Below are 11,736 nucleotides of genomic sequence, written 5' to 3'. Positions count from 1 at the left end.
TTGCGCCATCGCACGGTCATTTGAAAAGAATTTGTCAATTTCCTGCCTTTTTGGCTTCACATTTCTTTCGAAAGCAGTATGGAATCGCGGCGAAGGGCCCTCTCGAAAGGAACCTCAATCAATAAGAGATGCGGTCCATAGACTCCGCATCCAGGGGAAATGACATATGGATTATTTTATCCAGCAGCTCCTAAACGGGCTGACTCTCGGGTCTATTTATGGCCTGATCGCTATTGGCTATACCATGGTTTACGGCATCGTCGGCATGATCAACTTTGCCCATGGCGATGTTTTCATGCTCGGTGGCTTCGCCGCTCTCATCACTTACCTGGTTCTTGTATCGTTCTTCGCCGGCCTGCCGGTGGCGGTCCTGCTTCTGGTCATGCTCATCGTCGCCATGCTGATGACGAGCCTGTGGAATTGGGTGATCGAGCGCATCGCTTACAGGCCGTTGCGCGGTTCGTTCCGCCTGGCGCCGCTGATCACGGCAATCGGCATGTCGATCGTGCTGTCGAACTTCATCCAGGTGGCTCAGGGCCCGCGCAACAAGCCGATCCCGACGCTGGTGGGCGATGTCTATAACTTCGATGGCGTATCGTTGTCGCTGAAGCAGATCATCATCTTCGTCATTACGGTCGTACTGCTCGCGGCCTTCTGGTACCTGGTTAACAAGACAGCACTTGGCCGCGCCCAGCGCGCCACGGAGCAGGACCGCAAGATGGCGGCGCTGCTTGGCATCAATGTCGACCGGACCATTTCCGTCACCTTTATCATGGGCGCGGCACTCGCCGCCGTCGCCGGCACGATGTACCTGATGTATTATGGTGTCGCCAATTTCACAGACGGGTTCACCCCCGGTGTCAAAGCGTTCACCGCAGCCGTTCTCGGCGGCATCGGCTCGCTGCCAGGCGCCGTTCTCGGCGGCCTGATGATCGGCTTCATCGAATCGTTCTGGTCGGGCAATTTCGCCATCGCGTATAAGGATGTCGCGACCTATGCCATCCTCGCCTACGTGCTGATCTTCAAGCCGACGGGTATCCTCGGACGGCCGGAAGTCGAGAAGGTATAACGTCATGGCAAATTCAAATTTCGTTGCAGGCAAGACCGCGCCCGGCCTTGTCCGGAAAGGGCTTACCGACGCTCTCTGGACGGCGCTCATCACCTTCGGAATGTTCGTGCTCTATATCGGTCTGAAGACTGATCAGAACATCGACAACCAGTTGGTTATCGTTCAGCGCTGGGGTCTTCTGGCATCCATCGTTGCCATTGCGACGGTCGGTCGTTTCTTGGTTACGGTCTTCATCCAGCCTCAACTGGCAGCACGGAAGGCAACCAAGGCGAAGGTGCCGCCGGTAGTGGCCGAGCCGGGCTTCGTCTCGAAGAATTTCAACAAGATGGCCTTGGCCTTTCTGCTCGTCTATCCGATGCTGGCGCTGGCGCTTTTCGGCCCGCAGGGATCGCTGACCTATGTCGACAATTTCGGCATTCAGATCCTGATCTATGTGATGCTTGCCTGGGGCCTGAACATCGTCGTCGGCCTCGCCGGCCTGCTCGACCTTGGCTATGTCGCCTTCTATGCCGTCGGCGCCTATTCCTACGCCTTGCTGTCGACGCATTTCGGCCTGTCCTTCTGGATCCTGTTGCCGTTGTCCGGCATCTTCGCCGCCCTTTGGGGCATGGTCCTCGGCTTTCCGGTGCTGCGCCTGCGCGGCGACTATCTCGCGATCGTGACGCTGGCTTTCGGCGAAATCATCCGCATCGTGCTCACCAACTGGACCGATGTCACCAAGGGCAGCTTTGGTATTTCCAACATCACCAAGGCATCGCTGTTCGGCCTCTACACCTTCGATATGAAGGATCCGCACAACGTCATCAGGACCTTTGGCCTGTCGACGTCGTCGGCCTGGTACAAGATCTTCCTGTTCTACGTCATCCTGGCGCTCTGCGCGTTGACCGCCTATGTGACGATCCGGTTGCGCCGCATGCCGATCGGTCGTGCCTGGGAAGCGTTGCGTGAAGACGAGATCGCCTGCCGCTCGCTCGGCATCAACACCGTGACGACCAAGCTGACGGCCTTTTCCACCGGCGCTATGTTCGGCGGCTTTGCCGGCTCATTCTTCGCTGCTCGTCAGGGCTTCGTCTCGCCGGAATCCTTCGTGTTCCTTGAATCGGCGGTTATCCTTGCCATCGTCGTTCTCGGCGGCATGGGTTCGCTGAAGGGCATCGCGATTGCTGCAATCGCCATGATCGGCGGCACCGAATTGCTGCGCGACATGGATTTCCTCAAGATTATTTTCGGTGCCGACTTCACTCCGGAACTTTACCGCATGCTGATCTTCGGCCTCGCCATGGTGGTCGTCATGCTGGTGAAACCGCGTGGCTTTGTCGGAACTCGTGAGCCGACCGCCTTCCTCAAGGAGCAAAGAGCGGTGTCCGGCAGCTTTACCAAGGAGGGCCACGGCTGATGAACGCTGTGACCACAACCCCCGACGACGTCCTGCTGAGGGTCGATCATCTTTCGATGCGATTCGGCGGCCTGATGGCCATCAACGACTTCTCCTTCGAGGCCAAGCGCGGCGATATCACCGCACTGATCGGGCCGAACGGGGCAGGCAAGACCACCGTGTTCAACTGCATCACCGGTTTCTACAAGCCGACGATGGGGATGATCACGCTCCACCAGAAGAGCGGCAAGGAGTATCTCCTGGAGCGGCTGCCGGATTTCCGGATTACCCGCGAAGCCAAGGTGGCACGTACGTTCCAGAACATCCGTTTGTTCTCGGGCCTGACCGTACTCGAAAACCTGCTCGTGGCGCAGCACAACAAGCTGATGAAGGCGTCCGGCTATACGGTGCTCGGCCTGCTCGGCGTCGGCAAATATCGCGCTGAAGCCAAGAATGCCATCGAGCTGGCACGCTTCTGGCTGGAGAAGGCCGATCTCGTCGATCGCGCCGACGATCCGGCTGGCGATCTGCCCTATGGTGCGCAGCGCCGCCTGGAAATCGCCCGTGCCATGTGCACCGGTCCGGAACTCCTATGCCTGGACGAGCCGGCCGCGGGTCTCAACCCACGCGAATCGCTGGTGCTTAACGAGTTCCTTCGCAATATCCGCAAGGACGCCGGTACGTCGATCCTCCTGATCGAGCACGACATGTCGGTTGTGATGGAAATCTCCGATCACGTGGTCGTGCTCGAATACGGGCAAAAGATTGCCGACGGCACGCCGGACCAGGTCAAGAACGATCCAAGAGTGATCGCAGCCTATCTCGGCGTCGAGGATGAAGAAGTGGAAGAGGTTATCGCCGAAGTCGAGCACCTCCAGGAGGGTGAACACTGATGACGGGCCAACCGCTTCTGAAAGTTGACGGCGTCGAAACCTATTATGGCAATATCCGCGCTCTTGCCGGCGTTAATGTTGAAGTCAACAGCGGCGAGATCGTCAGCCTGATCGGCGCCAACGGTGCCGGCAAGTCGACGCTGATGATGACGATCTGCGGCAGCCCGCAGGCCCGCGCTGGTTCGGTGACCTTCGACGGCCAGGATATCACCCGCATGCCGACGCATGAGATCGCCCGGCTACGCATTGCGCAGTCGCCGGAAGGGCGTCGCATCTTTCCGCGCATGACGGTCTATGAGAACCTGCAGATGGGTGCGAGCCTCGACAAGCTCAAATATTTCAATGAGGACGTCGAAAAGATCTTCACCCTATTCCCGCGTCTGAAGGAGCGCCAGTCGCAGCGCGGCGGCACGTTGTCGGGTGGCGAGCAGCAGATGCTGTCGATCGGCCGCGCATTGATGGCGCGTCCGAAGCTGCTTTTGCTCGACGAGCCCTCGCTGGGTCTCGCACCGTTGATCGTCAAGGGTATCTTTGAGGCTATCAAGGTTTTGAACAAGACCCAGGGACTGACCGTCTTCCTCGTGGAGCAGAACGCCTTTGCTGCGCTGAAGCTCTCTGATCGGGGCTATGTCATGGTCAATGGCCGGGTGACAATGAGCGGCTCGGGCAGGGAGTTGCTTGCCAATCCCGAAGTGCGCGCGGCCTATCTCGAAGGTGGCCACCATTGAGCCCCGTTTCGCGGAGAATTTGATATGCAGGGACTTTTCATCGATAGCGATACCGGCGGCCGCATGATCATCCGCACGGTCATCGTGCTCCTGGGCTTCTGGACCGCATGGCGTGCCGGCCGCGCCGTGGCGTCCAACTGGAACTCTTATCCGCTGGCGGTCATCTATACATTCATGATCGGGCTTGCGCTGCAGTTCCTGCACCACGCGCTGTTCAATGGGCCGGTGTTCGACCTTCTCAACTATATCGTCGACGTGGTTCTTCTGCTCATCTTCGCCACCGCCGGATATCGTTACCGGCGCACGGACCAGATGGTGAATAATTATTATTGGCTCTATGAAAAGACCTCGGCCTTTTCATGGAAGAAGAAGAATTGACACCGCGTTGAAACTGAGCACAGTCTGAATACCAAGCTGGAAATGCTCGCGAAATCGCTTACCATATTTCGGGAACATATTTTCCAGGCGTTAAGAGGCAAATATACCGGCGCGATGGTTGGTGGGTATTGCGCAGGGCAAAGCAAACGGAACCCGCTTAAAAAATTGGGAGTAACAATATGAAGAAGTATCTCATGTCGGCCGTGGCTCTGTCGGCAATGATCGCCTTCAGCGGCATTGCGAAGGCTGACATCATCATTGGCGTCGGCGGTCCGTTGACAGGCCCGAATGCTGCTTTTGGCGCGCAGCTCCAGAAGGGTGCTGAACAGGCTGTTGCCGACATCAATGCAGCCGGCGGTATCAATGGCGAAAAGCTCAAGCTCGAACTTGGCGACGACGTTTCCGACGCCAAGCAGGGCGTTTCGGTTGCCAACAAGTTTGTCGCTGATGGTGTCAAGTTCGTGGTTGGTCACTTCAACTCGGGCGTTTCCATCCCGGCTTCGGAAGTCTACGCCGAAAACGGCATCCTCCAGATCACTCCTGCTTCGACCAATCCGCAGTTCACCGAGCGCGGTCTGTGGAACACCTTCCGTACCTGCGGTCGTGACGACCAGCAGGGCGCGGTTGCCGGCAAGTACATCATCGATCACTTCAAGGGCGCCAAGGTTGCTGTCGTTCACGACAAGACCCCTTATGGCCAGGGCCTTGCCGACGAAACCAAGAAGAACCTCAACGCCGGTGGCGTGAAGGAAGTCCTCTATGAAGGCATCACCCCCGGCGACAAGGACTACTCGGCCCTCATCGCCAAGATGAAAGATGCCGGTGTCGACTTCGTCTATTACGGCGGTCTGCACACCGAAGCTGGTCTGATCCTGCGCCAGCTGGCCGACCAGGGCGTCAAGGCTCACTTCATGTCCGGTGACGGCATCGTCTCGAACGAACTGGCTTCGATCGCCGGCGACGCCGTTAATGGTACGCTCATGACTTTCGCTCCGGATCCGCGCAAGAACCCGGCTTCTACCGATCTCGTCGCCAAGTTCCGCGCTGCCGGTTATGAGCCAGAAGGCTACACGCTCTACTCCTACTCCGCCCTGCAGGTCATCGCTGCCGCCGCCAAGGCTGCCGGTTCCAATGATCCGATGGCTGTTGCCGACGCGCTGAAGGCAAAGGGTCCGTTCAAGACCGCCATCGGCGAACTTGGCTTCAATGCCAAGGGCGACATCACCCGTCCGGACTACGTCATGTACGAATGGTCCAAGGGTGCTGACGGTAAGTACACCTACGACGAAATCTCGAAGTAATCTTCGAGACGCCGGTTTCCGGCGATGCGTTCGATTGGGGGAGCCCGGCCATTGGCCGGGCTTCTTTCGTTTCAAGGCGGGGAACCTCCGGCTCGGGGAAGTCTCTTCACATCGCAAGCGGAGGAGGGAACAGTCTTACCTACACCTCATGCAGCACATGCGCCGCCTTCACAGCGGCAGACGCCCGGTTTTCGACGCCGAGCTTCACATAGATCTGCTCCAGATGCTTGTTCACAGTGCGGGCGGAGAGACCCAAAATCTCACCAATATCACGGTTCGACTTGCCCTTGGCGATCCAGAGCAGCACCTCGGATTCGCGCTGGGTAAGCGAGAAATGCTGACGCAATACGCCGTCATCGGCGCGCTGGTTGGTGGCGGTGAGGCGGAAGAGGTATTCGTCTGGGCCGATTGCGCCGAGAAATGAGAATTGCAGGGCGGCCTGGCCGCCATTGCTGATCGAGACCAGGTTGTCGCGCGCCGGGCCGAGGCGAGCGCGCTCGCTCATGAAGGCGGCGATGTGCTTCACGACAAGCTCGAGGCCGTCGTCACTGCCCGTGGCGGCGTTGATCAGGCGTGTGGCCTGCGGTGTCGACCAATGGATCGCGCCATCGCCCTTGACCGCCAGCAGATGCCGCCCGGCGGCATCGAGCGCCACCCGGGCGCTCTGGGCAGAGCGGGCATTGCGCAGATGGACACGGATGCGGGCGCGCAGCTCGTCGACGTTGATCGGCTTGGAGAGATAGTCGACCCCGCCAGATTCCAGCGCGTGCACAACATGTTCGGTCTCGGTCAGCCCGGTCATGAAGATGACCGGGATCTGGGCGACGCCGACATTGGCCTTCAGCCGCCGACATGTCTCGAAGCCGTCCATCGAAGGCATGACAGCATCGAGCAGGATCAGGTCCGGGGTGATGCGTTCGACGATGTTCAGCGCTGCCGATCCCGATGTGGCGATCAGCACGGAGAAGCCTGACTGTTCCAGGGCATCGGTCAGGAATCCGAGTGCCTCCGGCGAATCGTCCACGAGCAAGACTATATCGCGGGGATGGGCGGGCTCAGCCAATCGGTTCTACCTTTTCGTTGTCGAATTTGCTCAGGAAATCCAGGAAGCCGTCGAGGTTGAAGGCCTGGACATAGGTGCGTAGAGCATCGGTGAAGGGTTGGTTCTCGTCCAGTTTGGCAAGATCCGCGAGCTTCGCCTCGATGCCCCTGACATAGCCGATTTCGCCGAGCCGTATCAACTCGCGCACATGCTCTATCCCGGGGCTCTTCATCGGCAGCGGCGGCTTAGGCAGGACCGGCGCGGAGGCATCGGCATAGACCCATTTCAGGCCAAGATGCAGCGCAAGCTTGTCGCGCAGCTGGCGGATATCGATTGGCTTGGCGATCGCGTCATTATGGCTGTCGTCGCTGTCCTTGGCAGCGGCGCCGTCGCCGATATTGGCCGACAGCATCAGGATCGGCGCCGTCTGACCGCTCTCTCTCAGCCGCGAGACCAGCTGCCAGCCGTTCATGCCCGGCATCGAGATATCGACGAGGAAGAGATCAGGCTTGATGCCCTCGATCAGCGTCAGACAGTCCGGCCCGCCGGTGGCCGTGAGCACGATGAAATCGAGGGGCGCCAGCACCTCGCGCATCAGCTCGCGATGGTCCTCATTGTCGTCGACGACGACAAGGGTGCGGCGCGGGCCTTCATAGCTGACGATCCGCTGCTCCTGCGCCGGCGGCTTCATCGGTCGGATCACCGTCGATAACATCAGGCGTACCTTGAAAATCGAGCCCTTGTCCTTCTCGCTGACGACGGCGATCTCGCCGCCGAGCGTGTTGGTGAGCAGCTGCGTGATGGTGAGGCCAAGACCGAGGCCCGGCATCGGGCGGATACTCTCGGCCTCGCCACGCTGGAAGGGTTCATAGATACGGGTGAGATCCTTTTCGGCGATCCCTCGGCCGGTATCGGCAATGGTGAAGGTCGCGACCTGGCTGCGATAGCCGACCTCGAAGCGAACGCTACCGGTGTCGGTGAATTTGATGGCATTGGAGAGCAGGTTGACGAGGATCTGCCGCAGCCGTTTCTCGTCGGTGCGGACATAGTCGGGCAGGGCGGCGGTGGGTTCGTAAACGAAGACAAGACCCTTTGCCTGTGCCTGTGGGCGGAACATGTCGACGATCTGGTCGAGAAAGTCCTTGATGTTGATTTCGTTTGAATAGACCTGCAGGCGGCCGGCCTCGATCTTGGAAATATCCAGCAGCCCGTCGATCAGCCCCGACAGGTGCTCGGCGCTGCGGCGGATGACTTTCAGCGAGGACTGCCGTGGTGCGGGAATGGTCTCGTCGCGCTCGAGGATCTGGGCATAGCCGAGGACGGCGTTGAGCGGTGTGCGCAACTCGTGGCTGAGGCCGACGACGTAGCGGCTCTTGGCGCGGTTTGCCGCCTCCGCCGCCTCCTTGGCGCTCTGCAAGGCGGCGTCCGTCTTCTTGTGCGCGGCGATTTCCTTCAGCAGCAGCGTGTTCTGGCGCGAGGATTCCTCTTCGGCGACGACGCGGCTGTCATGGGCGAGTACGTAGAACCAGCAGACGACGCCGGCGATGACGGCGAAGACGAAGAAGACGATCAGAATGGTGCGGTCGACCACCTGCGCGGTCTCCGGTGAAGCGGAGCCGACCTGATGCGCGATCATCGCCAGGATGGCGCCAACGGCCGTTAGCGCCACGGCAACGGCGATACCGTAGCGGCCGAGGCGGGTGGCGAGCTTGGCGACGATGGTCGCCGGCAGCAGCGTCTTCGCGACCGTGCCCACCTGCGTGTTGAGCCGTGCCTTCGGCTTGCACATGTCGTGGCAGCGGCTGTCGAGCGAGCAGCAGAGAGAGCAGATCGGCGCGGCATAGGCCGGGCACCATGCCATGTCCTCCGGCTCGAAGGGATGTTCGCAGATCGAGCAGGTGATGGTGCTGAGGTTCTTCCAGCTCTGGCGCGGCTTGCGGGCGAGATAGAACTTGCCCTTGGTCGCCCAGGCGATGGTGGGCGAGGCGATCAGCGCGATGACCAGGGTGATATAGGGGGCGAGAGAGGCGGCGACCGCGCCGAAGACGCCGAAATGGGCGATCAGCGAGATCGTCGCCGACAGCGCCATGGCGCCGAGGCCGACCGGATTGATATCGTAGAGATGCGCGCGCTTGAACTCGATGCCGGGCGGGGCAAGGCCGAGCGGCTTGTTGATGAAGAGATCGGCGGAGATCGTGCAGAGCCAGGCCATGGCGATGATCGAGAAGATGCCGAGCGTCTCTTCCAGCAGCTTGTAGATGCCTAGTTCCATCAGGAGCAGTGCGATGGCGACGTTGAAGATCAGCCAGATGACGCGGCCGGGATGGCTATGGGTCAGCCGAGAGAAGAAGTTCGACCAGGCAAGCGACCCCGCATAGGCGTTCATCACATTGATCTTCAACTGCGAGATCATGACGAAGGCGGCCATCAGCAGCAGCGCTGCATTGTGCCAGGGGATCATGTAGCCGAAGGCGGTGAGATACATCTGCGCCGGGTCGGCGGCGCGATCGGCCGGCACGCCCGAGCTCAAGGTCAGGACGACGAGGAATGAGCCGGCCAGCAGCTTCGGCGCACCGATGATCACCCAGCCGGGGCCGGCGAGGAAGATCACAAGGCGATGACGCCACTTGCGATGGCCTTCCGGCGGCAGGAAGCGCAGGAAGTCGGCCTGCTCGCCGATCTGCGACATCAACGCCAGGATGACGGCGGATGCAGCGCCGAATTCGACGAGATTGAAGGGAGCAGCGCTCCCGGGCACGCCCGAGGCTTGATGGATGCCCGCGAAGGCACGCCAGAGATCGAACTTCCCCCAGTCGGAAAAGGCGATGAAGACGAAAGGCAGGATGTTGAGGACGATCCAGAACGGCTGCGTCAGCAGCTGGAACCGGCTGATCAGGCTGACGCCATGTGTGACCAGCGGAATGACCATGACGGCGCTGATGATGTATCCGATCCACAAGGGGATGCCGAGCGTCAGCTCCAGCGCGCCAGACATGATCGAGGCTTCGATCGCGAACAGCATGAAGGTGAAGCTGGCATAGATCAGCGAGGTGATGGTCGAGCCGATATAGCCGAAGCTTGCGCCGCGGGTCAGCAGATCGATGTCGACGCCGTGGCGGATGGCGTAGCGGCTGATCGGCAGGCCGATTGCCAGCATGGCGATGCTGGCGACGATGATGGCATAAAAGGCGTTGGTGGTGCCGTAGGAGAGCGTGATGGCGCCGCCGATCGCTTCCAGCGCCAGGAAGGAGATAGCGCCGATCGCCGTCTGCGAGATACGCTGCGAGGAAAACTGCCGGGCGCTCTTGGCGGTGAAACGCAGGGCATAGTCTTCCAGCGTCTGGTTCGCGACCCAGCGGTTATATTCGCGTCTTACCGGAATGATGCGTTGCCGCGCTGCCATGCCAACCCTTCAGCAGTTCCGCCACAGTATTCCGGCGGTCCAGACATGTCGTAACACGGATCGATACGGCGCTTAAGGGCATCAGAGTGGCATAGACTGCACATTTCGCCCCGGCATCTACGTCATATTACGTATGTGGTTTCCCCCGGTGCTGCCGGATATTCCGGGCAGGCAACGGTTAATCTTCGTTTACGAGCCGTTGCGGCAGATAAAAAGAGGGGAACTAAACAATGAAATTGAAGACTCTCGTCTCCGGCGCGCTTTTGGGCGCCATCATGTCGACAACGGCATTCCATGGAGCCTTTGCTGCCGACGACACCATCAAGGTCGGCGTTCTCCACTCGCTTTCGGGCACCATGGCAATTTCGGAAACGACGCTGAAAGACGCCATGTTGATGCTCATCGACGAGCAGAACAAGAAGGGCGGCGTTCTCGGCAAGAAGCTTGAGCCCGTTGTCGTCGACCCCGCATCCGATTGGCCGCTGTTTGCCGAAAAGGCGCGCGAGCTGATCCAGAAGGACAAGGTCTCGGCCGTGTTCGGCTGCTGGACCTCGGTGTCGCGCAAGTCAGTCCTGCCGGTGTTCAAGGAACTGGACTCGATCCTGTTCTACCCGGTCCAGTTCGAAGGTGAAGAGTCCGAGCGCAACGTCTTCTACACGGGCGCTGCTCCGAACCAGCAGGCGATCCCCGCCGTCGACTACCTGATGAAGAACGAAGGCGTGCAGCGCTGGGTGCTCGAAGGCACCGACTACGTCTACCCGCGCACGACCAACAAGATCCTCGAAGCCTATCTGAAGTCCAAGGGCGTCAAGGACGAAGACATCATCACCAACTACACGCCGTTCGGCTTCTCCGACTGGCAGACGGAAGTCTCGAAGATCAAGGCTTTCGGCGCCGCCGGCAAGAAGACTGCGGTCGTCTCCACCATCAACGGCGATGCCAACGTTCCCTTCTACAAGGAGCTCGGCAACCAGGGCGTCAAGGCGGAAGACATTCCGGTCGTCGCCTTCTCGGTCGGCGAAGAGGAGCTGGCCGGCGTCGACACCAAGCCGCTGGTCGGCCATCTCGCCGCCTGGAACTACTTCCAGTCCGTCGATACGCCTGCCAATGCCGCCTTCATCAAGGAATGGCACGCCTACACCAAGAACGACAAGCGCGTCACCAACGACCCGATGGAAGCCGCCTATATCGGCTTCAACATGTGGGTGAAGGCTGTCGAAAAGGCCGGCACGACCGATCCGGACAAGGTGATCGACGCGCTCGTCGGCGTCTCGGTTCCGAACCTCACGGGCGGCTACGCCACCATGATGCCGAACCACTACATCACCAAGCCTGTGCTGATCGGTGAAGTGCAGGAAAACGGTCAATTCGACGTCGTTTCGCAGACTCCGGAAGTCGTCGGCGATGAATGGTCCGACTTTTTGCCCGACAGCAAAGACCTGATCTCGGATTGGCGCCTGCCAATGAACTGCGGCAACTTCAACGTTGCCACTGGCAAGTGCGGCGGCAAGGGTTCCTGAGTTCCGCCTGCTTGATGTGAGACCGTC

At 60.0% G+C, this 11,736-nt stretch carries 9 protein-coding genes; 7 read left to right on the top strand and 2 right to left on the bottom strand.

Features of this window, described 5'->3' with window-relative positions; translation table 11 throughout:
* Positions 1 to 166: 166 nt before the first annotated feature.
* From AB6803_RS09440 to AB6803_RS09415, 6 genes are all read left to right on the top strand, one after another.
* Positions 167 to 1,069 carry a branched-chain amino acid ABC transporter permease gene (locus tag AB6803_RS09440; protein ID WP_007689941.1) on the top strand — a complete coding sequence of 301 codons (903 nt, stop codon included), beginning with the start codon at positions 167 to 169 and terminating at the stop codon, positions 1,067 to 1,069.
* A 4-nt stretch (positions 1,070 to 1,073) separates the two neighbouring features.
* Entirely contained in the window at positions 1,074 to 2,465 is a 1,392-nt protein-coding gene (gene livM, locus AB6803_RS09435; protein ID WP_371108630.1) for a high-affinity branched-chain amino acid ABC transporter permease LivM, read from the top strand.
* On the top strand, positions 2,465 to 3,337 hold the full coding sequence (locus tag AB6803_RS09430; protein ID WP_371108629.1) for an ABC transporter ATP-binding protein: 873 nt from the start codon (positions 2,465 to 2,467) through the stop codon (positions 3,335 to 3,337). Before livM ends, AB6803_RS09430 begins: the two co-directional genes overlap by 1 nt.
* Positions 3,337 to 4,065 carry an ABC transporter ATP-binding protein gene (locus AB6803_RS09425; RefSeq protein ID WP_007689938.1) on the top strand — a complete coding sequence of 243 codons (729 nt, stop codon included), beginning with the start codon at positions 3,337 to 3,339 and terminating at the stop codon, positions 4,063 to 4,065. Before AB6803_RS09430 ends, AB6803_RS09425 begins: the two co-directional genes overlap by 1 nt.
* A 24-nt stretch (positions 4,066 to 4,089) precedes the next feature.
* Positions 4,090 to 4,443 carry a DUF6867 family protein gene (locus AB6803_RS09420; protein WP_371108628.1) on the top strand — a complete coding sequence of 118 codons (354 nt, stop codon included), beginning with the start codon at positions 4,090 to 4,092 and terminating at the stop codon, positions 4,441 to 4,443.
* Between the two features lie 179 nt (positions 4,444 to 4,622).
* Complete coding sequence (locus tag AB6803_RS09415) at positions 4,623 to 5,744, top strand: branched-chain amino acid ABC transporter substrate-binding protein (protein WP_371108627.1); 1,122 nt, start codon at positions 4,623 to 4,625, stop codon at positions 5,742 to 5,744.
* 139 nt (positions 5,745 to 5,883) lie between these two features.
* On the opposite strand, the gene AB6803_RS09410 is transcribed toward AB6803_RS09415, so the two are convergent.
* Together AB6803_RS09410 and AB6803_RS09405 are read right to left on the bottom strand one after the other, a co-directional pair.
* Positions 5,884 to 6,807: a response regulator gene (locus AB6803_RS09410; protein ID WP_371108626.1), complete on the bottom strand. Its 924-nt coding sequence runs from the start codon at positions 6,805 to 6,807 to the stop codon at positions 5,884 to 5,886.
* Entirely contained in the window at positions 6,800 to 10,189 is a 3,390-nt protein-coding gene (locus AB6803_RS09405; protein WP_371108625.1) for an ATP-binding protein, read from the bottom strand. Before AB6803_RS09405 ends, AB6803_RS09410 begins: the two co-directional genes overlap by 8 nt.
* 230 nt (positions 10,190 to 10,419) lie before the next feature.
* Between AB6803_RS09405 and urtA the strand changes: the two genes are divergently transcribed.
* Positions 10,420 to 11,709: an urea ABC transporter substrate-binding protein gene (gene urtA, locus AB6803_RS09400; protein WP_007689929.1), complete on the top strand. Its 1,290-nt coding sequence runs from the start codon at positions 10,420 to 10,422 to the stop codon at positions 11,707 to 11,709.
* Positions 11,710 to 11,736 lie beyond the last annotated feature (27 nt).

It is taken from the genome of Rhizobium sp. RCC_161_2 (assembly GCF_041355235.1).
Lineage (GTDB): Bacteria > Pseudomonadota > Alphaproteobacteria > Rhizobiales > Rhizobiaceae > Rhizobium.
The sequence above is the reverse complement of the archived record's forward strand: the minus strand, read 5'-3'. Positions and strand labels throughout refer to the sequence as shown.